This is a genomic window from Cytobacillus luteolus (assembly GCF_017873715.1).
Classification (GTDB): domain Bacteria; phylum Bacillota; class Bacilli; order Bacillales; family Bacillaceae_L; genus Bacillus_BV; species Bacillus_BV luteola.
The window spans coordinates 57,558-79,577 of the sequence record NZ_JAGGKM010000001.1; the positions used below are offsets into that span (position 1 = coordinate 57,558).

The following is a 22,020-nucleotide window of genomic DNA, read 5'->3' on the forward strand; positions in this document are numbered from 1 at the left end:
CTTTCACTTATAATTCCTTGGGGTTGTTCGGATATCCTATTTTTTAAAAGTAAGGTAAAAGTTTGATTAGTAGGCGATACCTACACGTGATTTTATATAATCTCTTGCTTGAATCTGTTTAAATGTAAATTCGGCTGTATCCGGTACGGATATTTCAGACCCACCTTCCGGCAAAACATTTCGTTCAATTCGATATTTACCTACCCTTTCTCCGTCAGGCAAGTACGTAGGACACACAATCGTCCAATCGAGGGTGGTTTGTTTTAACATATCGTAAACTTTATGATGTTCCTTCGCTGCTCGGGTTGACTTCTGCTTTGATTCACTTGATTGATAGCGCAGAGAATTTGGCGTGACTCGACTTTGCAGAATACCCGCAGTTCCTATAGTGATTATTCGTTTAATACCTTCGCTTTCCATTGCTCCGATAATAAGCGGCATACTGGCAGATAAAGTGGTTGTGCCATCAGTGTTAAGTGCACTAATCACTACATCAATCCCATTCATTGCACGTACTATATCATCTTCATTTAAAACATCACCTTGAATAATGGTTAATTTTTTATTATATAGTTGAATCTTCTCTGGAGTGCGAACCAATACAGTAACATGATGACTGTCATGAAGGGCATAAGTAACCATGTGACTTCCAACTCGTCCAGTTGCACCTAAAACTAAAATATTCATAAGAAAGAGGCTCCTTTTATAAGTACTACTAGTTTACTATACAAGTTATTTTATTCAACTACCTGTTTAGGAAGATCCGTCATTGAGCTCTTAATATAAGGTGGATAGCTATATTGGTGTTTATTTACGGAGATAATAGGATAATAAAAGAAGGGTGTAGAAATAGTTAATAGGTCACAAAAATAAGGAGAATCACATTGAGCAAATTCAGTTTGTTTGGTAAGTTTACAGCGCAAGAAGGTGAACGTGATAGGCTGGTAGATATTTTGTTGGAAGCAGCAGACTCCATGAGGAATCTTGATGAATGCGAGATATATCTCGTGAACATTTCTGATAGTGAACCAAATGCAGTTTATGTTTATGAAGTGTGGAGGAATGAAAATGCTCACCAAGCATCTTTAACTCTTGAAACCACGCAAGCTTTAATAATGCGTGCAAAACCAATCATTACTGGAATGGAGAGAATCAGTACCTTAACAACAATGGGTGGGAAAGGCGTTCCGTCGAATTCGTACTAGACTACCAGAAACGAGTGATCAAAAAGAGCATTCGCTTTTGATTCACCAGCAGGTAAACTAAATAAAGGGTAATTGGACTAATCTCAAAATAAGAATTACTGAAAGTTGGGGGTAAGCGGGTGGAATTATGGGATGTGTATGATATAAATCGAAGTAAAACAGATCGTACATGGGTTCGTGGTAAAGGGCTTGAACCTGGAGATTTTCATTTAGTTATTCATGTGTGTATTTTTAATTCAAGCGGGGAAATGCTTATTCAACAAAGGCAATCCTTCAAAGAGGGGTGGTCTAATCTGTGGGATCTCACTGCAGGAGGAAGTGCCATAGCTGGGGATACCAGTCAAATGGCTGCACAAAGAGAATTGGAAGAGGAGATTGGTTTGAAGGTAGACTTTCAGCATATTCGACCTCACTTAACGATTAACTTTGAGAATGGATTTGATGACATTTATTTAATCCAAAAAGATGTGCAATTACATATGCTTACCTTACAGTATGAAGAGGTTCAAAACGTAAAATGGGCAAGTAAAGAAGAAATTTTGACGATGATCAAAAATGGAGAATTTCTCCCATATTACGAGAGTTTAATCCACTTACTATTTGATTCTCGAAACAAGCGAGGAACACTCTCAAACAACTAATATCAATATATACAAAGGGTTTTCAATCAAAAAAAATAGCATGCTAAATCATAGGCGATTAACATGCTAATTTCTTTTGGCACTCGGCACTCACTGAAAAGGCTAGACCTTTTCTTCTGAAGGAGCTATTTATCTTCTCTTAGTAAATAACTGTTTCCATCTTGGTCTTTAAAGGAGAACATAGTGCCGTATGGCATTCTTTGCATCTCGTCAACGTCCACTCCATTTGCTTTCATCTTTTCATAAGCTGAATCGATATCCGTTGTACTAAACAGAACGGATGGATGTGCTACTGCTGAAGGATTTTGTTTTTCCATTGCTGCTTTAGAATACAAAATCAATGTCGTAAACTCATCCTCACTAGGTCCAACTTCCAACCACGTCATAGTTGGTCCCATCGGTTGTTCTAGCTTAACAACAAACCCCATTTTATTTACCCAAAAGTCCTTTGCTTCTGCTTGGTCGTTAACGTATACCGTGATTTTGCCGATTTTATTTATCATATGGAAGCTCCTTTTCACTATTACTTTATGTACGAAAGTAGTTTATCAAAGACTAAATCATAAAACAATTTAGGGACGAATGGTAAGAGTTCAATTGTTCCATATTTTAGCAACTTGGTATAATGAAGTTATCAATAACCAAGAAGGAGATGATATTCATGCCATTAGAAATAGTCCGTCATGATATCACAGAGATGAAGGTTGATGCAATTGTAAATGCTGCAAATACAGAATTGAAAATGGGTGGAGGTGTTTGCGGAGCTATTTTTAAAGCTGCCGGCGTTAATGAGTTGAAACAGGCTTGTGATGAAATAGGTCGATGTCCAGTTGGACAGGCTGTCATAACGGATGGATTTAAGTTGCCGGCAAAGTATATCATCCATACACCAGGTCCCATTTGGAAGGACGGATCTCATCAAGAAGCGGTTTTATTGAAGAATTCATATTATCATTCTCTTGAGTTAGCCAAAAAATATCAATGTGAGTCAGTTGCTTTTCCTCTGATTTCAACTGGTATCTATGGGTATCCAAAAGAAGAAGCATTGCAAATAGCAGTTTCTACAATTAGCTCATTTTTGCTAGATAATGACATGCTTGTTTATCTAGTTGTGTTTGATAAAGCGTCTTTTGGTGTAAGTCAAAAGCTATTTGAATCCATCAATGAATATATTGATGAACATTATGTTGAGGAAGCTGAGATTCAGTTTAGTCGTCGATTAGAAAGATATACAAAGGAACCAGTGTTAGAGTCTGAGGCTATATCGAATGATTTTTATGAGATACACAGTAAATCTATAGTAGAAGATAGTTTAGAAGATCTACTGGAGGCACTTGATGAATCATTTTCAAATCGATTGCTTCGACTGATTGATGAAAAAGGGATGACGGATGTGGAGGCTTATAAAAGGGCGAATGTTGATCGTCGTTTATTTTCGAAAATACGAAATGAAGAAGATTACTCGCCTAAAAAGAAAACAGCAATTGCCTTTGTAATTGCTTTGAAACTAAATAAAGATGAAGCAAACCATTTACTGTCTGCCGCAGGATATACTTTGACACATAGTAGTAAATTTGACCTCATCATAGAATACTTTATCAAACAGGGTAAGTATGATATCCATAAAATTAATGAAGTGCTATTTGAGTTTGAACTACCTTTACTAGGTGCTTAAAATGTCGCATGTAAAGCGACCTTTTTAGTTTAATTTCTTGTTATCCTACATTTGTAGTTAAATGAAGAGCGGAGGATGACAAGGATGAAAAAGAATATAACAGAAGTAGTTTTTATATTAGACAAAAGTGGTTCGATGGCAGGGCTAGAAGCAGATACAATCGGTGGCTACAATTCTATGTTAAACAAGCAAAAAAAGGCCGAAGGAGAAGCTATCGTCACGACTGTATTATTCGATCATGGTTACGAGTTATTACACGATCGCATTAATGTAAGAGGGATATCTCCGATTACTGATAAGGATTATGAAGTAGGTGGTACGACCGCCTTATTGGATGCAATCGGCTTTACCATTCAAAAAATTGTAAATGTACAGAAGCGCACAAGTGAAGAAGAACGAGCAGATAAAGTCTTATTCGTTATTACAACGGATGGCATGGAAAATGCCAGTCGTGAATTTTCCCCTAGCAAAATAAAGAAAATGATAGAACACCAAAAAGAGAAATATGGATGGGATTTCATGTTCTTAGGTGCGAATATTGATGCGGTTTCAACCGCAGCACAATTTGGAATAGATGAAGACTTTGCAGTTGACTATCATGCCGATGAATTAGGAACGAAACTAAACTATGAAATGGTAAGCGAGGCCGTAGTAAAGCTTCGAAGTGGGCAGCAAATCGACCGAAGCTGGAAAGAAGGAATTGAACGAGATTATAATCAGCGTTCAAGGAACGATTAGTAGGGGTAAGTTTTACTTATTTATTACAATAAGTGGACTAGTGGAAACGTACCTATGGATCCATAAGACTATCACATTAACTAAAGTGCCAGCCACTTTTCGAATTCAATAATTGGCTGGCACATTTTTATAGTTTGGAAGTGAACTAAAAGGTTTTTGAACGTAGTTGGAGAAATATTAAATAAACTAAATTTATGAGGTGCCTCCTATCGATTGAAATCATGAGGGCTAATGGCAACTGAAGTATATTTGACGCCATTGTTTTCGCGATAATTGCTGTAAAGCACGGGATGCATTTTGATTAATTGGTATGGTTCGAAACTATAAAGAGTGAAATTTTTCACAGTATATGTAGAGGAGTAAAACTATGAAAATCTTAACCTGGAATGCAGCTATGGCTTTCAGACGAAAAATTGAATATGTGCTCCCTTTTAATGCTGACATTCTAGTTATTCCAGAATGTGAAGCACCTCAAAAGTGGGGGAACAGCAAGTATTTAGAAAGTATATCTCAATTCGAATGGTTTGGAGAAAACCAGAATAAAGGTATAGGTGTTATTACCTTAAATGACTCCTATCGTATCGAAGTTCATCCGACATACTGTGATAAAATTCAGTACATTATCCCTCTAGTGGTCTCCGGAAAGGAAGAATTCACATTACTGGCAGTATGGTCGCAAAAAACTGCAACCACTTATGAAAGCTATATAGGTCAAATCTACTTAGCATTACAGCACTACGAATCTTTACTAAAAACTCCTTGCTTTATCATTGGCGATTGGAATAGTAACAAGATATTTGATCATATTAAGCGGGTTGGAAATCATACAGAGGTAGTGGATATCCTAGCTAAACATGATATTACTAGCCTATACCACCAATACTTCAAAGAACAACATGGAGAAGAAACAAAACCAACACATTACTTTAGAAAAGAGTTTGCAAGCCCATTCCATATAGATTTTGCTTTCGCATCTCAAAACTTTGTAAATCGTTTAACTAAAGTTGAGGTAGGAACTTATGATAAATGGATTAAGCATAGTGATCATATTCCTATTTTTCTAGAAATAGAAAAATAGAACTAGAGAAACTTAAGAGTGTCCTGTTATTTATCGAATTTGATAAGTGATAGGGTACTTTTTTAGTTTAGGAAAGAAAGGGGGCTAATTAAAAGAATAAAGACTAAATTTTGGTAGTTTTATAATAAGTTACATGTACAATAAATAGTAGATTATATGCTTTGAGGAGGAATATTAAATGTCTTGTCCAATTACCATTTATAAAAACAATGATTTGTTAATCGAAGCTAAGAATATCCAACAAGCAGCAGAATTTTTAGCAGAGCTATTTAATACAACGAAGAATAAATTTTATGATCATATTGAAAGGGGCTATGTATATCACATTCCGTATTACATAGGAGAAGATGAGTATCGTTTTGTTGCACCTGCAGGAATTGCGGCTAACCGTCGTAAAAATCTAGAAGATAGCGGGCACAAAAATGCTCGTCGTTTGTGGTTAATCCCAGCCAATCCAAATGATTATGATGTTGAGGGAGCATTTAGTTATTATTATGATACATTAGACTGGAAACGCTCCTATAACTACGAAAATGGTGATATTCTTTTCATATATGTGTCCGGAAATGTTAAGAGAGTCCGTTATAAAGTGGAAGTTATCGAGGGAATTGTACGTGATAATGACATTATTTATGATCAAACCTTCTGGAAAGATGAAGAAAAATATCTACAATCACAAGAATATGAGCGCTCACGTGTGAGATTGGTAGATGAGAATGATACTCCTGACTTGTCTCTTGCTAAATTACGCGATTATGGTTTAAAAGGAAATATTCAAGGTGCCATGAAACTTAAAGGGGAATTGCGTGATTATATTATGTCTTTCTTTGAACATAATTTGACGGAAGGCTATTATCCGGATGAAGTTACGGGTACTTTGGAAGAAGGTAAACGTAAAACAATTAGTGTTAATGTATATGAACGAAATCCAATTGCCCGGAAGAAATGTATGGATTATTATGGTGCGGAATGTCAGGTATGTAAAATGAACTTTGAAGATACATATGGGAAAGTTGGAAGAGATTTTATTCATGTCCATCACATTATTCCCCTACATGAGATACAACAGGATTATATTGTAGACCCTATAAAGGATTTAATTCCTGTTTGTCCAAATTGCCATGCAATGCTTCATCGTAAAGAAAATGGTGCTTATTTATCTATAGAACAGTTAAGAGAAAGAATATCAAAGGAATAACTAATCATAGTAATAGTGCCCATTGAGGTATATTCAATCAAAATTTTTACCTAGCTAAGATTTAATGGAACACCTATTTTTTGTTGGGTAGTTACAAAGTAAGGTCTAATAAATAGATAATTTAAAGAATAGCTCCCGGTTTATTTTAACCGGGCTATTTTTATTTTATGACAAAATTCAACAGGAATTGATTTGTAAATGTCGAAAAGTGAAGGTAGCCTGTAAAAAAGAGGAAATAATTAAGTGTGAACTATAAATTAACTGATACAACATAGGAGAAATAAATAATGAAATCAATTTACGATAAAGTAATAGAATTCCGTGATCAAAGGAATTGGAAGCAATACCACAATGAAAAGGATCTAGCCATTTCAATTTCGTTGGAAGCGAATGAGCTACTTGAGAATTTCCAGTGGAGAAGCAGTGAGGAAGCCGTCAAAGATTCCAAGCAAAATATGAAAGAAGAAATGGCTGATATTCTTATCTATCTAGTACAGCTTGCAGATAAATTAGATGTAGATCTGGAAGAAGAAGTCTATAAAAAGCTTGAAAAGAATGCAATTAAATATCCTGTTAATCAAGAGTGATTAATTATAAGGTAGGTTATTCATATGGGCGCAGTAGATATAAAAACAATGCCTTTTACCAAGGATTCATTAGATAGTATTTCAAACGAGTATTATACTGATTACCCTGTTGTCTATTTTCTTAATAATAATACATCAGTCTATATTGGTGAAACTGTGGCTGTACGAAATCGAATGATGAATCACTTAAAGAATCATGAAAGAAAATCTTTAAATAAGATGACTCTAATCATTCATGAAAAATTTAATCAATCGGCTACTTATAATATTGAGACAAAATTGATTAATTATTTCTTGGCGAATGAACGTTATAAGCTACAAAACAAGAGCCAAACAGCCAAAAGCGTTACCCATAACTATTATGAAAAGACCTTTTATAACGAGGAAGTCTTTAAAGACATCTGGAATGAACTACTGAACCGAAAAATAGTAGACAACTCCAGTACAACTATCGAAAATAAGGACATTTTTAAACTGTCACCTTTTAAAGAATTAACGATAGAACAACTGGAACTGCAGCAAGCAATTATAGAAGTATGCAATGAGCATATTGAGGATGATAAAACTTACTTGTTTCTAGTAAAAGGAGAGGCTGGAGTAGGGAAAAGTGTTGTATTAAGTTCAGTATTTAACAAAATTCAGGAGCTTTCAAAAGAAAAATCTTCAGGTCTATATAAAACAGAAAACTATCTATTAGTAAATCATTCAGAGATGCTTAAAACGTATAAGAAAATAGCAGGAAATGTTAAAGCGCTAAGTAAAAAGGACTTTGATAAACCTACTAGTTTCATTAATAAGCGAAAAAGCCTGAACCCAAAAGCGGACATTGTATTGGTAGATGAAGCACATTTATTACTTACCAAACCAGATCGATATAATAATTTCCATGAAGAGAATCAGTTACAAGAGATTATCAGACATAGCAAGGTCGTCATAGCGGTCTATGATGATAAACAAGTTCTAAAGATGAAGAGTTTTTGGGATGAAAGTAGGTTAGAAAGTATAGTAGGTGACTGTAACACTGGTGAGCCATATATCTTAACTAACCAATTCCGAATGAAAGCAAGCAATGAAATGATTCATTGGATTGATGACTTCGTGAATAAGAAGATAAATCCTCTACCAAACCAAACAAAATATGATTTTAGAATCTTTGATTCGGCATCAGATATGTATGAGTTAATAAAAGAAAAGAATAAAGAAGATGGTTTAGCGAGAATCGTTTCTACCTTTGATTATGTACATAAAAAAGACGGCCAGGATTACTACGTAGAAGAAGAAGGCTTTAAACTTCCTTGGAACGGTGAATATGGAAGTGATACCTGGGCAGAAAGAGCTGAAACAGTTAAAGAAGCCGGGTCAATTTATACAATACAAGGTTTTGATTTGAATTACGTAGGTGTAATTTTAGGACCTTCAATTTCTTATGATGAAGAAACTGATTCATTAAAAATACTAACAGAGAATTATAAGGACACAGAAGCATTAGAGGGAAAGACGAGTTTGAAGATAGTGAACGGATTAAAGAGAAAATAATATTGAACTCTCTTAATGTATTAATGAAGAGGGGGATATATGGGTTGTATATTTATGCTAGTGATAGGAAGTTGAGATATAGATTGATGGAACTTCGAAAAAACTATAACCCATGATAATAGATAATCCTAATCCAGATATGAATTTATTATTATTTAATAGTAAACCGCTCATAACATCAATTATGAGCTTTTTCCTTTTCAGGAGAAGGTTGATTAGATTAAAGGAAATATATAATTTATAGGGAAAAATGGAGAAAATTATCGAATTATGGTATGATTTATCTTGGTATTCTTTACCAATGTGATATTTATGATCAAATTTCTGTTAATAGATTTGAAAATTGATAGAGGAGTATTATTGTGACAGAAAAACGTAAATCAACTGAAATTCAAGAAATAGCAAATTCGTGTATAGAGAGATGGGGAGAAGACTCTAAAACAAAGAACTTCAGTTTGAAGTTAGGGAGATTCGTTAGTCAATTAGGATCAAATGTCACCTTGGGAAAAGTATTATTGGATTTAATTAAACATTATAATTACTACTCTAGAGAGCATATAGACCAAATCTTAATTGCATTTTATCAATTTGTAGTAAGTGAATTAAAATTAGATGAATCTTATACAATATATTCTAGGATAGAAGATGACTCAAAAATTGACAGTTCAAATTCTTTTCTTGAAGAATTTAAGATTCTCAATGATATCTCAAATCATTTTAGTTATGATATTGAAAAACTCGATTTAATAGATTTTGACCAAATTAAAAATGTTATTTTCTTAGATGATATTATTGGCTCTGGAAAAACAGTAGAACGTTTTTTTAATATGAATAAAGAGAAACTATTAAAAGTTAATTGTTATATTTTCTGTATCGAATTATTAATAGATGGTAAAGAATATTTAGAAAATTATTTTAAGGAAAATGGATTTGAGTGCGAAATATTTTATCATAACATTCATCTTAAGGCATTTAGCGATAAACATATTTTTGGTGAACACTATAAAATAAATGAAGAGTTATTAAGGGAATTTGAAAGGGGACTTTGGAAGAGGGACTCTAATAATATTCTAGGTTTTGAAAATAGTCAGGCAATTGTATCTTTTTTTAGAAATACTCCAAATAATACATTAAGTTCATTTTGGTTTAAAAATAACAAGTGGGAGGGCTTGTTCCCTAGAAACGATAAAAAGCCGGCATTCAAAAAGGTAAAAAAGAATGCTGCTAAATATAATGTTAGTAAAATGGAGAAATTAGCTGGTGGTTGAATTTAAAGAACTCTTAATACTAGTCTATATGAATGAATATAAAGACTCATACTTGCTCTCAGAGGTTAAAGAGCTTTGTAACTTTTCTACTGCACAAATGAAAAAGTCTATTAATGACTTATTAGATAAAAATTTGTTATGTAACAGTAAAGGTAGATTAATTCTTACTTCCGAATCTGAAACTCTCTTAAAAGAGAAAGGACTAATAAATATTTCTATAACAGATTTATTTCAACAGGATACTGTAACATTAGAATTTATTGACGAACCTCTTTCTTTTGAGGATATTTATATACCTAAAAATTTTAAATTATAAATAGTTAGTGTCTTCTAGAATTGAATAGCGAGTCGCTATTCGTGAAGTTAAGTTACTATGTAGCTGTCTCAGTACTAATTTTGAAAAGCGTAAAATTAGTACTGAAACAACAAAGAAGAGCGCTTTGTTGTTTCACCATAATAAAATCTTAGAGGTCAAAGATTTTATTATGGTGATCAGTTAAATTAAATAATCCAGTAGAAGATATTATGGAGTATATGTATGGACATAAATATATTGAAAATTAAGATGGTAGAAGAGCAATTTAGCGAGGAGTATATTAAATTATGTGTTACTTATGCTACTAATCTTATTGAGAATGGATTACCAATAATTTTTGATGCTAGGCATTTGTCTTGCCTTATAGGTATAGATACTAAGGAATTATATTCTTATTATCAATTAGCATCTACACTGTATAGAAAAGCTGTTATCCCCAAAAAATCTGGAGGTAGTAGAACTATAAATGCACCTTCAGAGAATTTAAAATATATACAAAGATGGATTCTAGAAAATATTTTATATAAAATCAACTCTTCTCAAGAAGCTACTGGTTTTGTTCCTCAAAAAAATATTGTCGATAATGCATCATATCATGTAGGAAAAGAGTGTGTAATTAATCTCGATATGAAAGATTTTTTCCCAAGTATTAGTTTTGTACAAGTTTATAACTTGTTTAATAGATCCGGATACACGAAACATCTTTCGATGATATTGACTGGGTTATGTATGTATAATAATGAGTTACCTCAAGGTGCCCCTTCTAGTCCCTATATATCTAATCTTGTTTGTAAGAACTTGGACTTAAGACTATCTAAATTAGCAAGTCAAATTGGTGCTAAATATACACGTTATGCAGATGATATTACTTTTTCAGGGGAAAAAGTAATAGTAAAATATATAAAATTAATTAAACGTGTGATTAAAGAAGAAAACTTCAATATAAACCATAAAAAAGTTAGAGTACAATTTAGTTATCACCAACAGATGGTTACGGGTCTTGTCGTAAATGAAAAAATAAGAATTCCACCTAAGACTAAAAAATATCTGAGACAACAAATTTATTATGCCAAAAAATATGGTGTAACGAGCAGTTTGTCTAAACAGGGACAAACTAAAGCGAATTATAAAGGTCATTTATTTGGTTTAGCACATTTTATAAAAATGGTAGAACAAGAATATGGAGATAACTTTATTAGAGAATTGAAGGAAATTGACTGGGAGTCATAATTTTGATGATATTACATAGAGGTAACAAAAATGAAAAATGAAAAAATTGAGTCGAGGATTATAGAAAGAATTGAGAGAGGTCAAGAAATATATAGTGACAATGACATAAATAGAATAAAGAGGAAATTTTTGTTAAAGAGATTAAGAATACTGATACTTTTTGATACAATTTTATTATTAAAAGGGGAGTTTTTATTAATATATTTTAAAGAACTAAGGAAACGATTTCTTGGTAATAAGAAAATAGAAATAAAAACCCCCTTTATTGAACCGTTAAAAAAGAATTTTAGATTTTTTTGGATTCCAGTTACTATTTTTCTATTTTCGATTACTTTATATTTACTTAATATAAAACATTCTTTAGATATTTCTGAAATTGTCACTATAAAAAAACAATCAGATTTATTAACTTATCACTTTGGATTAACATCAGGATTATTGACTATAGTTGGGTTAATTTCCATCTTTGTTTCAATAAATAGTCAACATAATATTGAAAAGGGTCGAGAGTTATTATGGGAAATGTTATATACAACTGTCGATAAAGACAACCCTAAGTCTATATCTTCAATTCTAATGAAGAAATCTTGGTTATATTATGAAATTATAAGTAAAGCAGAGAATTTAACTAAGCTTATTAGTAGGTTTGCAAGAGGTGCAATATTTATTGTTATAGTAATATGGACTGGATTAGTTATATTGCTATACTATAGTGAATTTGATAAATCAGAATATATAGTAATGTCCATTTCAACATTATTATCTATAATAATTTTATTATTCTTCTTTTATATATTAGGAAAAATGAATAAAATACCGAGAGCTGGAGATATTCCTGAACCAAGGGATATACTTGATGCTAGTAAAAATACGGGAATAAAAAACCTTATGATTCCGGCAACTGATGCTAAATTGATAATGATTTTTAAAGATGTTGGTAATCCAGAGTACTTGCGTGGTATAAATGACCTTTCTCCTGCTATTTATTGGTATACTCGCTTCCCTGTAGTTGGCTACGAAATTGAAGTGACAAACTTGAGGGGACTTGAAGATGATAAGCTAGTTTTTGATTTAGATAATTTACAATACTTCCAAGTTAATAAGGCAAGTATTTTATCTGATAGACTACCACCTAATCCTTTTTGGGGTTCCTTTGGAATGCATGAACTCCTATTTAAAATGGAATATAACGATTCACCTGATTTATTGGAGGAAGAGGATGAAATTTTTAATGGAAAGTATAGGTTGCTTCAACTACCTAGAAATGTTAACTTTATTGAATGTCAAATTAGAGTAAAATCCTTAAAAGAAAATAATTTTGAAAATGATTCAGTTTCTATTGAATATAAAATCTACATACCAGATGAATTTTTGCACCGAAATATACCAAATGATATAAAAGGTAATGATATTAATCCAATTGGGGTTTCACCTCAAAGTTGGAAATCAGCTCATTTTCCTAATGTTTTAGAAGTTAAAGATTGGACAAAAAAATATAATAATAAAACAAAAGCGTTTTATCTGAAAAAATAATTATTTAATGTGCTAGGCTCACTAGCGTCCCAAGTATTGTCACATACACGCTAGACATGGCGTTGTACGGAAACAATATAACGAATGAAATTACCACGGTTTTTAAATAAGCTCACAAGCTTTGATTATTCAATGTTTGTAGGAAAAATTTTTTCGGAAATTGAAGGATTACTTTTATCTTGGTCTACACCGAGGGTGAGACTTTTTGAAAAAGAAGATCATAGTTCGAGAGATTGATTCTTCTGAGCTATTGTTAACAAAAAAAATAGATCGACCAATGTTCACATAACAAGAACATTGGTCTTTTTATTAGATCTTTCAAAGAAGTGACTAGACACATTTCTATGTGTATTTATAAATCACCGAACAATCTCAAAAACAATCCCCCTATTTTAATCCGCCACCTTCATAGACCCATAAACCCTAAATAAAGTCTACTCTAATTCATATCAGCACCCAAACTAACAAAATAAGCAAATTGATCCCAAAAATCATAACCAGTTTCAATAATGCCATAATCATTTGTATAGAATCTGGTCTAAACCTAGTATAAGCCAAAACCCCTTTATCAGAAGGTTTATCTGTCCGGTTAAGATCAGTAAACACAACACTTCCCGTTAAAGCTGGTATCTCGTTCCCAACATAGGCCTGCACTTCAATAAGTGCAGTTCCCTCGAACTTATCTGGTCGTAATCTAGATGATAATATCTTGCCAAAGGCGGAAATAGCTGAGAGTTTAATAGCTTCATTGTAAAAAGCAATGGTTTTCTCATCTAAATTGGAATCGTCAGCACAGTCCCCAAGTAACGGAGTAGGCAAATCCCCTTCCCATGCTCTCCAGCCTAGGTTAATCAAACCATGTTGTTCAAGTTCAATGTTTCGTAATGAAGCTTGAACAAGTTGAGTAACAGATATTGGTTTATAATGAACGAATGAAAAAAAGGATTCTATCAATTCCTGTCCGACATTTCCGACATATTTTATAAACTGATTATAGTACCTTTGATATGAAATCCCTGGTATATTCCGAACTCCTTTGACAATGACTGTCAGTGTTTCTTGGATAGGAATATGAAGTTCATTGAAACGTGTGACTACGGGTGTATCATAGAAAGGTGAATTTTTAGTAACATCAATTTCGATTATCTTTCCGGGGATTCCCATATCATCCTGAGCAAAATTTAGGGGATCAAAGCCTGAACCACCATCTCCATTTGAGATGGATGCCTGGTACTGCTCGAAAATTTTTTTCATAAAATGTTTCACAATAATATTCAAACACCAGTAACCCATATGATTTGGCTTACTGTTTTTTTTCATATATTTGAGTACCAAGGGGACGGTTCCAGCTACGGTTATTAATAAGTTTGAACTATAGAAACTGGCCCCATGTTTCCTCTCCTTTTAGTAACATTGCTGAATAGCTGGTGAAGATGTTAGAAGAGAGCTCCAAAAAAAAATTTTTATCTTATTCCCTTCCCCAGCAGTATTTTTGAAATTTTAGGAGAATATATACTAGTAGACTAGTAATAGGGAGTGGTATAGATGGCAACGAAAAGTGTGAGACAATATCGTATTGAGGAGCTATTAAATTCAGAATCGGTTGTTTATAATTCAATTTCTTATGATGGAAGCAGAGTTTTGTATTCTAGTGATAAAAGTGGTGTGTTTAATGCGTACTCGGTTCCGACTACCGGTGGAATGCCTATTGCTTTAACAGATTCAACGGATGATGCCGTTCATGCTATTTCTTATTTTCCACATGATAACCGTTTTCTTTATCTGCAGGATAAGGGTGGAAATGAGATTCTACATATTTTTGTTCGAGAGGAAAATGGTGCCTCTAAAGAGCTGACTGTTGATGAAAAGGAGCGCGCTGAATTTTACTGCTGGGCACAGGATGGTAAAAGCTTTTTCTACGGCTCTAATAAAAGAGATCCTAGATTTAATGATGTCTATGAAATGGACATCGAAACCTATCAATCTACTTTATTGTTTGAAAACACAGAGGGTTATAATTTCGGAGCAATCTCGCCAAATAAAAACTACTTAGCATTTGCCAAGGTTTCTAATGCAAACAACTCGGACCTTTATGTGTTCAATCGTGAAACGAATGAAATGAGCCATCTTTGTGAGCATGAGGGAGATTGTCATTACTATGCTGAGGCCTTTAACTCTACTTCCACTCATTTGTATTTCCGAACAGATGAAAGCTCAGAGTTTTTGGAGCTGAAACGGATAGAGCTTGCGACGAACGATGTGGAACTTGTAGCAAGTGAGTCATGGGATATTACCAATGCATTTTTCTCTAAAAATGGACGTTACCTACTTTACAAGATTAATAACGATTCTAAAACAGAAGTGAAAGTAATAGAAGTTCAAAACGGTGAGGCTCTTTCTATTAACGGGCTTCCTGAAGGGCAGATTACAGAAGTATCGGTTTCTAGTGATGAATCGATGATTAGTTTAAGCATTAACAGCTCCACTTCACCGAAAAATATTTACCTGTATGAAGTGGCAACTGCAAACGTCACGAAACTAACGGATACGTTACACCCTGATGTACTGGAAGAGGATTTAGTCAAAGCAGAAATCGTTCGTTTTAAATCCTTTGATAACCTAGAAATTCCAGCTATTATGTATCTTCCACATCAAGCGGCAACGGAAAAGGTACCAGCTCTTGTTTGGGTACACGGTGGGCCAGGTGGACAATCAACAGTAGATTACAACCCTATGCTTCAATACTTAGTAAACCACGGATATGCCGTGTTAGCCGTCAATAATAGAGGAAGCTCGGGCTATGGGAAAACCTTCTTCAAAGCAGCTGACTTGAAGCATGGGGAAGTAGATTTAGCTGATTGTGTGGAAGGGAAAAATTTCTTACAATCGATCGATTCTATTGACCCAGATAAGATTGGTATCATCGGAGGAAGCTATGGTGGCTATATGGTACTAGCAGCACTAGCCTTCCGCCAAGAGGAGTTTAAAGTGGGAGTCGATATTTTCGGTGTAACAAATTGGGAGAGAACGCTGAAGAGTATTCCAACGTGGTGGGAATCCATGAGAGACGCCCTTTACCAGAAGCTAGGCAATCCATATGAGCAGGTAGAATATATCCGCAGTATATCACCACTTTTCCATGCAGACAAAATCAACAAGCCCGTCATTGTCTTGCAAGGAGCAAACGACCCACGTGTCCTGCAGGTAGAATCCGATGAGATGGTCGATGAACTTCGCAAAAACAACGTTCCAACTGAATATATCGTCTTCCCTGATGAAGGCCATGGCTTTTCCAAGAAAGAAAACCGAATTACAGGATATCGGGCGATTTTAGAGTTTTTAGATGAGTATTTGAAGTAAAAAAGGCCTCCAGTAAAGTGAAAACAGATTATTCTGGAGTACCAAGTCGTAATTCACAACACAAATACGTAGTAAAAAGCATGGTGATTAGCAAATAAATCATCATGCTTTTTCGTTCCCAATATGATCTGTGAAAATTTAAAGTAGTTATAAATGGAAGTATGAGATTAATTAAAAGTGTTACTCAATATTGTGTCGTAGTTGACTTTTTATTGTGCAGCAAAGATCCTCAATTATTGAAGCCCGCCTTTGTGAAAAACAAATGTTGAAATCTAACTACTTTAACGTTGTTCACCCTTTAAATAACCTTCTAAAATTCTTCAATGGAAGTCCTATATATAGATCTTTATATGGACATACTGGAGTGATTGTGGTGTAATCAATCGTACTTTCATCAAACACCAATGCGTGATTTTCCCAAAAAAGTAAAGACTCGATGAGCTCTCGTTTTGTTAGAATGTTAGGATCTTCAGGTTCTTTATAAGCCCCAGTGCCGGGAAACATCGTGACTAATAAGTATCGGTTGTTGTTATTTCTACTTCTGCTAAGGATTACAACAAAGGAATTGGTTATGCTACCCTTTCTATTCTTAACAAACCTAGTATATATATTTCTCTCTTTTCGCTTAGCGTAGACGATTTCTGAGTTCTCATCCGTGTTTATCAATGATGAAATGCCAATGGGTTCGGGTGAATTTATAATGAGTTTCTCAGATTGTTTTGAAAGGTGATTGAAATAGCCTTCTTGCTCATAACTCTCTAGTATTTCTTGCCAATCAAATAAAAAATCGTTCTGATGAACTTTCATATGTATTTTACTTCTATTAGAAATAATTATTTTCTTTTTCATTATCCATTTAACTCCTTTTTAGGATAATAGCTGTTTATATAGTTGTATATTAATTTCTTACGTATTTTTTTATTTATACCAAATTTATCATTTGAGGTTTATAGTTAAATGATTAGTACAGCGATACTGTTTAAAATTTATCTTTTTGAGACGATTACGTTCATGTGATCGTCTTTTGGTGCAGGAAAATGGGGACGGACCTCATGTTTCTTTCATTTCGCTAAATGAAGTAAACACTAGATCCGTCCCCTAGTTTTAAGGCCAATGTCTCATAACAAAAGCATTGGTATTTCTGTGTAACTCGCTCCTACACCTTAAGGCGTCCACTCATTACTCACAACCCCAACAAGCTCCCAAATCCCTTGATCGTTAAGTTCAAATACAAGGTACACACTTTTCCAATCTTCATATCTACTTTCTTTATAAAACTCGACGATTTTTGACTCTGGAAATGCTGCTTTTATTTGTTTATTTAAGTCACTGCGTTGTGTTTGTGAGTCAAAAAGTTCGTTATTTGGGTTGAGGAATGTATCTGGTTTTAGGAATCGATCCATATAGCCCTTTGGTGTATATCGTAAGTCCGTATTGGCTTCACCGTAGCCCCATAAATACTCGGTGTCATGTTCTAGCAGTGTTTTGACTTGATTTTTTTCGAAAATAGCTGAAAATTCATCTAGGTAGTAATGTAGTGATAAGGTTAGACCTTTTTCCGAATGAACGTAGTTTGATAGTAAATCCATATTCCGGTTGTGAAGGGCATGGTATATTTCTCTTGCTTTAGTTTCAATGCTTACTTGTTCTTCTAGCTCTTTTGATTCAATGTCGGTTAAAATCCATTTACCGTCGTTCATTTTAGCATGGTAGGTCATTTCAACATGGCCGATCAACTCGTTATTACGTTCTTGGATGATCGTGTAATGCTCCTTGTTAACTTCTTCAATGGAGAAATCAGTGTCTTCAGCTAACCAGGTAGGTGCATCCATGGCACGCATGAATAGTTCACCATTCGTTTCTTGAATATACGCTTCGATCAACCAATCTACTAAATCCATAGACATAGCCTTAGCCAAATGAGTTTCGATCTCCCTTATCGTTTGAAAGTTAGTGATTTTTCCTTCTGTGTTTGTTTCAATTTCTTGAAATGCACTTTTATAATTTTGCATAACCTGTTTCGCTGTTTCCTTAGAAAACTCTATAGCCTCTTGGTCTTGATTGTCCTTCTGTTTATCCTCATTGGTTGTTGGAGTTTGCTCTACATTTGGCTCTACATCTCCAGCTTGGTTTCCACTATTCAATACAATGTTTACACCTAAAAATCCAATTAACACGATGGCTGCTGCTGATGCAACTCCAACTTGTATCTTTTTCATCAGTAATCTACCCCTTTCTGGTTGTTGTATTTCTACATCACTTAGGGCATCCATAATTTGTTTATGCAAATGATCTTGTGTGGATTTACTCATGCTATGAGTTGGTAATTCACTAAGCTTTTCCTGTACATTTTTTTGATTATCCTTCATATGAGATCCTCCTGCTTTATTTGAAGCCGCAATGACTTTAGTGCACGGTGATAGTTTGTGCGTACCTCTGTTTCTTTGCAACCTAATATTTGAGCCGTTTCCTTAACGGATAATTCTTGTATGCCCCTTAAGATCACAACTTCTCGATATTTCTTCTTCAGTTTAGAAATCGATAGGTAAAGCTCTTTCTGTTCTTCATTTTTAAGGAGGATATGCTCGGGTGTCATGATTGGTTGCTGGTCTCCAAAATGCTCATCATAGGATGTGCTGTTATTGCTAATCTGGGTTTCTTTCTTTCTCGACTCGTCGATGGCTGTATTTCGTGCAATAGTAAAGAGCCAAGTCTTTGGTGAAGCCTGTTTTTTATATGAGCTAAGGCCTTTCCCAGCCTTAATAAACACTTCTTGTACGAGATCTTCCACATCTGTTGTACCAGTGTAGTAAACCAAAAAGCTGTACACATCATTGCTGTATAAGTAAAACCACTCTGAAATAATCTCTTTAACATTTGTCATAAAGGTAGGGTACCCCCGTAATTTGAATTCACCTAATTAGACGGGTGAAATTTAGTTTTGTGTCAACTTCAATAAAAAAAGGCCACTCAAAGTTGTAAAAACTTGAGAAGCCACTTTTTTCTCGTGCCAAGGGGATCGATTCTGGTGGGATAACTCAATAGAAAGTGTACCGCTGGAATGGCCCTTATGGTTGTTACATTCGTGCTTTACGAAAAGTGTCGTAAATTTCAATAGCAATGGTTACAACAAACGTGATTATCATGCTCCACCAAATCCACTTTATTGTATTTTCTACTGAGATGGCATTTGTTTCGATGATATCCGCAAAATAAGGAATAATTTCTGAGTTATATAGATTTGGATTACTTGCAATGATGAAAAAAGTAAATATACTAGCAACGTGAATGATCGCATTTAGCCATGCAACTGAGTAAGTCCATTGTCCAACTTTTAATTTATACAAGATTAAACCTATTTCTAAAGCAATAAAAGCTACAATAATTGGCCAATAGGAGAGGAGGACTTCCTGGTTTAATATAGGCATAATAAATTGCAAGCCATCACCATTGATAGATTGATATATTCCTACAAGATGATCTGCATTAAAATAAACGAGTGCCCATAGGACTATCCAAATAAAACTGAATATGATTTCTCCTTTGGATATTAACTTTTTCCTAGGGATAATAATGATATTCTTTAAGTCTCTAGGTGACCACGACACACCATTTTTGGTCAACGGTAGATCTGTTTTGGATAATCCAACTCTTTCAATCACAATAAAGACAATGGTAACCCAAAAGAAAAGCTGTATTAGAGTCATTAGTATACTAGGGACAATGTTGGCGAAAGTTCCAATCATAACATCCAGTATTGCCTGTTCACCAGTAAACCGTACAATGCTTTCAACAACATGCACTAAAATGGTGACCAAAATGGCCCATGGAATAATTCGTTTTATAGTGTGAATATATGCGTCATATACTTTTGGACCAATCAAATAATTTGGGGTTTCCCGATAGCTTGCGGCAAGTACCGCAGGGTTTCCTAACTTTTCTAACTGCTCGATCACATTTTCTTCCGTATACTTTTCCGGAAGCATATCTTCAATGGTAGATCTAAGCTCCATTGCGATATCCTCTCGAGTTTTTTCCGGAAGCCTCCTTGTAACCTCATAAATATAAGTGTCAATTAGATTCATTATTGACGTCTCCTTCCAGTAAGGACTGTAATTCATGTGTCATCTTTTTCCATTCAGTTTTTAATTGCTCATATACTTCCAAACCATATTCACTTAATACATAATATTTTCTTGGCCTGCTCTCTGAAGTGTCCCAACTACTCGTCACGAGTTCTTGTTTTTCTAAACGGCGTAACAGGGGATATAAAGTACTTTGATCAATCGTAACGCTAGCTTTTTCAAGAAGTTGAACTAATGAATATCCGTATTGAGGAGTTCGTAACTGACTTAAAACAGCTAGGGTTAATGTTCCTCTTCTAAGTTCTGTCATGTATGAATCCAACATAGAACCCATTGCGTATCACCTCATTTTTATATACTGTATATTATACACTATAGTATTATACACAACAATAGATGTTACATTTTAAGGAAAAATAAACGAATGCCTGGTCCTAGTGAAATAACTAAATAGAAAGTAACCGTTGGAACCATCTCTATTGGCTTTTAGTATGGTAGAATCGAAGTAGAACTGTAACATTATGGAATTTATGACCGTCTAATCAAGGGGATACTAAAACAAGGAGGAAACAACTTAGAAACCAAAACCACCAAAAAATACTTTCAAATTTTCATAGCCGTAGTGTTAGTCATTAGCCTCATCATGAACTTAAACCTATTATCCAGACAAGGCACCCTAGAAAATCAACTAAATAACCTTTATCACAGCATAAATGACATAAACAGCACCGTTTACAGCCAAACAGATGAACTACGAAATGTGATCAACAATATGAAGGAAGAGCAAAGCTGGATCAGTCGAATCAACATGGATTTTGATCCAAGTAAGGTAGCAGGCAGTAAGGCATTTGCAACGTTTAATTGGCAGGTAAGGGAGCTGCAAGGTGATTCGGAGGTTCTGTTTCATTATGCGGTTGGTGAAGGAGATGACTATCGAGCTATACCAGCGGATGAGCTGCAGCCTGGCGTGTTTCAGGTTCAGGTTCCAGTAGAAATTAAGTTAGAGCCGATGTGGGAGGTTGGGGTTATAACAACTACTAGCTCTAACATCCATGAAGAGACGAAGCAAGCAATTGAAGAAAAAATGATCAAACAAGACCAGGAACATCGAATGAAGTATTTTGTGTCTGTTACGTATGGCAACTTGGTGAAGAATGGTGAAATCCATACTGAGAACTTGGGTCATTATGGAACGAAATACTATGGAATCCTTCGAGCGGATATCCATTTGTTTGAAAACACGCTTAATGTTTCTCTATTTAATGATTTCGTAGATAGACCGTCTTCATACGTAGAAAAAGCGTTTCTTTTAAAATATGAAGGTTCAACAGCCATTGGAGAAGAGGAGATTATCCTTGAAGACCAAAACCAGCCCGAAGATGAAATCTGGCCTCGTTTTTTCCATTTAGCAGATGTGGAGAGAAAGGATAATATGCGCTACACGATCAAAGTTATCTTTGCGAATGGTGAGACCTATGAAAAAGAAGTTTATCAATCTACTGAATAAAGAATAGCAAATACTAGTAAGGTCAACGTTTAATGAGCATTGATCATTTGCGATTTCAAAGCA

At 34.4% G+C, this 22,020-nt stretch carries 21 protein-coding genes and 1 pseudogene; 14 read left to right on the plus strand and 8 right to left on the minus strand.

Annotated features, from left to right (window positions below):
* Positions 1-66: 66 nt before the first annotated feature.
* A complete protein-coding gene (locus J2Z26_RS00350; protein WP_193537613.1) occupies positions 67-687 on the minus strand; it encodes an NAD(P)-dependent oxidoreductase in 621 nt (206 codons plus the stop codon).
* 197 nt (positions 688-884) lie between these two features.
* Between J2Z26_RS00350 and J2Z26_RS00355 the strand changes: the two genes are divergently transcribed.
* Together J2Z26_RS00355 and J2Z26_RS00360 are read left to right on the plus strand one after the other, a co-directional pair.
* Complete coding sequence (locus J2Z26_RS00355; protein WP_193537611.1) at positions 885-1,205, plus strand: putative quinol monooxygenase; 321 nt, start codon at positions 885-887, stop codon at positions 1,203-1,205.
* 119 nt (positions 1,206-1,324) lie between these two features.
* Positions 1,325-1,846, plus strand: a complete 522-nt coding sequence (locus tag J2Z26_RS00360; protein ID WP_193537608.1) for an NUDIX hydrolase — start codon at positions 1,325-1,327, stop codon at positions 1,844-1,846.
* A gap of 125 nt (positions 1,847-1,971) precedes the next feature.
* Here J2Z26_RS00360 and J2Z26_RS00365 read toward each other — a convergent pair whose 3' ends face one another.
* Complete coding sequence (locus tag J2Z26_RS00365; RefSeq protein ID WP_193537606.1) at positions 1,972-2,349, minus strand: VOC family protein; 378 nt, start codon at positions 2,347-2,349, stop codon at positions 1,972-1,974.
* A gap of 158 nt (positions 2,350-2,507) precedes the next feature.
* Here J2Z26_RS00365 and J2Z26_RS00370 point away from each other — a divergent pair, with 158 nt between their 5' ends.
* From J2Z26_RS00370 to J2Z26_RS00415, 10 genes and pseudogenes are all read left to right on the plus strand, one after another.
* Positions 2,508-3,521 (plus strand): macro domain-containing protein, encoded by a 1,014-nt coding sequence (locus J2Z26_RS00370; RefSeq protein ID WP_193537604.1) that lies wholly within the window; start codon positions 2,508-2,510, stop codon positions 3,519-3,521.
* Positions 3,522-3,605: 84 nt separating this feature from the next.
* Positions 3,606-4,259 (plus strand): vWA domain-containing protein, encoded by a 654-nt coding sequence (locus J2Z26_RS00375; protein WP_193537602.1) that lies wholly within the window; start codon positions 3,606-3,608, stop codon positions 4,257-4,259.
* 367 nt (positions 4,260-4,626) lie between these two features.
* Positions 4,627-5,337: an endonuclease/exonuclease/phosphatase family protein gene (locus J2Z26_RS00380; protein WP_193537600.1), complete on the plus strand. Its 711-nt coding sequence runs from the start codon at positions 4,627-4,629 to the stop codon at positions 5,335-5,337.
* A 178-nt stretch (positions 5,338-5,515) separates the two neighbouring features.
* The gene (locus J2Z26_RS00385; protein ID WP_193537598.1) at positions 5,516-6,535 is read left to right on the plus strand and encodes an HNH endonuclease; all 1,020 of its coding nucleotides are present in this window, start codon (positions 5,516-5,518) and stop codon (positions 6,533-6,535) included.
* Positions 6,536-6,822: 287 nt separating this feature from the next.
* Complete coding sequence (locus tag J2Z26_RS00390; protein ID WP_193537596.1) at positions 6,823-7,122, plus strand: nucleotide pyrophosphohydrolase; 300 nt, start codon at positions 6,823-6,825, stop codon at positions 7,120-7,122.
* Between the two features lie 219 nt (positions 7,123-7,341).
* Positions 7,342-8,774, plus strand: a pseudogene (locus J2Z26_RS00395) (DNA/RNA helicase domain-containing protein).
* 246 nt (positions 8,775-9,020) lie between these two features.
* On the plus strand, positions 9,021-9,926 hold the full coding sequence (locus J2Z26_RS00400) for a phosphoribosyltransferase-like protein (protein ID WP_193537595.1): 906 nt from the start codon (positions 9,021-9,023) through the stop codon (positions 9,924-9,926).
* Positions 9,919-10,242 carry a hypothetical protein gene (locus J2Z26_RS00405; RefSeq protein ID WP_193537593.1) on the plus strand — a complete coding sequence of 108 codons (324 nt, stop codon included), beginning with the start codon at positions 9,919-9,921 and terminating at the stop codon, positions 10,240-10,242. Before J2Z26_RS00400 ends, J2Z26_RS00405 begins: the two co-directional genes overlap by 8 nt.
* Before the next feature lie 222 nt (positions 10,243-10,464).
* On the plus strand, positions 10,465-11,472 hold the full coding sequence (locus J2Z26_RS00410) for a retron St85 family RNA-directed DNA polymerase (protein WP_209794266.1): 1,008 nt from the start codon (positions 10,465-10,467) through the stop codon (positions 11,470-11,472).
* Between the two features lie 30 nt (positions 11,473-11,502).
* The gene (locus J2Z26_RS00415; protein ID WP_193537589.1) at positions 11,503-13,005 is read left to right on the plus strand and encodes a hypothetical protein; all 1,503 of its coding nucleotides are present in this window, start codon (positions 11,503-11,505) and stop codon (positions 13,003-13,005) included.
* Positions 13,006-13,449: 444 nt separating this feature from the next.
* On the opposite strand, the gene J2Z26_RS00420 is transcribed toward J2Z26_RS00415, so the two are convergent.
* A complete protein-coding gene (locus J2Z26_RS00420; protein ID WP_193537587.1) occupies positions 13,450-14,259 on the minus strand; it encodes a PQQ-dependent sugar dehydrogenase family protein in 810 nt (269 codons plus the stop codon).
* Between the two features lie 291 nt (positions 14,260-14,550).
* Between J2Z26_RS00420 and J2Z26_RS00425 the strand changes: the two genes are divergently transcribed.
* Complete coding sequence (locus tag J2Z26_RS00425; protein WP_193537585.1) at positions 14,551-16,365, plus strand: S9 family peptidase; 1,815 nt, start codon at positions 14,551-14,553, stop codon at positions 16,363-16,365.
* A gap of 291 nt (positions 16,366-16,656) precedes the next feature.
* Here the strand turns inward: J2Z26_RS00425 and J2Z26_RS00430 are convergent, their stop codons facing one another.
* The 5 genes from J2Z26_RS00430 to J2Z26_RS00450 form a co-directional block, all read right to left on the minus strand.
* On the minus strand, positions 16,657-17,214 hold the full coding sequence (locus J2Z26_RS00430) for a hypothetical protein (RefSeq protein ID WP_193537583.1): 558 nt from the start codon (positions 17,212-17,214) through the stop codon (positions 16,657-16,659).
* A 314-nt stretch (positions 17,215-17,528) separates the two neighbouring features.
* Positions 17,529-18,734: a hypothetical protein gene (locus J2Z26_RS00435; protein WP_193537581.1), complete on the minus strand. Its 1,206-nt coding sequence runs from the start codon at positions 18,732-18,734 to the stop codon at positions 17,529-17,531.
* Positions 18,731-19,249 (minus strand): RNA polymerase sigma factor, encoded by a 519-nt coding sequence (locus J2Z26_RS00440; RefSeq protein WP_193537579.1) that lies wholly within the window; start codon positions 19,247-19,249, stop codon positions 18,731-18,733. The genes J2Z26_RS00435 and J2Z26_RS00440 overlap by 4 nt, the downstream gene beginning before the upstream one ends.
* A gap of 193 nt (positions 19,250-19,442) precedes the next feature.
* Entirely contained in the window at positions 19,443-20,450 is a 1,008-nt protein-coding gene (locus J2Z26_RS00445; RefSeq protein ID WP_193537577.1) for an HAAS signaling domain-containing protein, read from the minus strand.
* Positions 20,437-20,784 (minus strand): PadR family transcriptional regulator, encoded by a 348-nt coding sequence (locus J2Z26_RS00450; RefSeq protein WP_193537575.1) that lies wholly within the window; start codon positions 20,782-20,784, stop codon positions 20,437-20,439. Before J2Z26_RS00450 ends, J2Z26_RS00445 begins: the two co-directional genes overlap by 14 nt.
* A gap of 309 nt (positions 20,785-21,093) precedes the next feature.
* On the opposite strand from J2Z26_RS00450, the gene J2Z26_RS00455 reads away from it, so the two are divergent.
* The gene (locus J2Z26_RS00455; RefSeq protein ID WP_193537573.1) at positions 21,094-21,957 is read left to right on the plus strand and encodes a hypothetical protein; all 864 of its coding nucleotides are present in this window, start codon (positions 21,094-21,096) and stop codon (positions 21,955-21,957) included.
* Positions 21,958-22,020 lie beyond the last annotated feature (63 nt).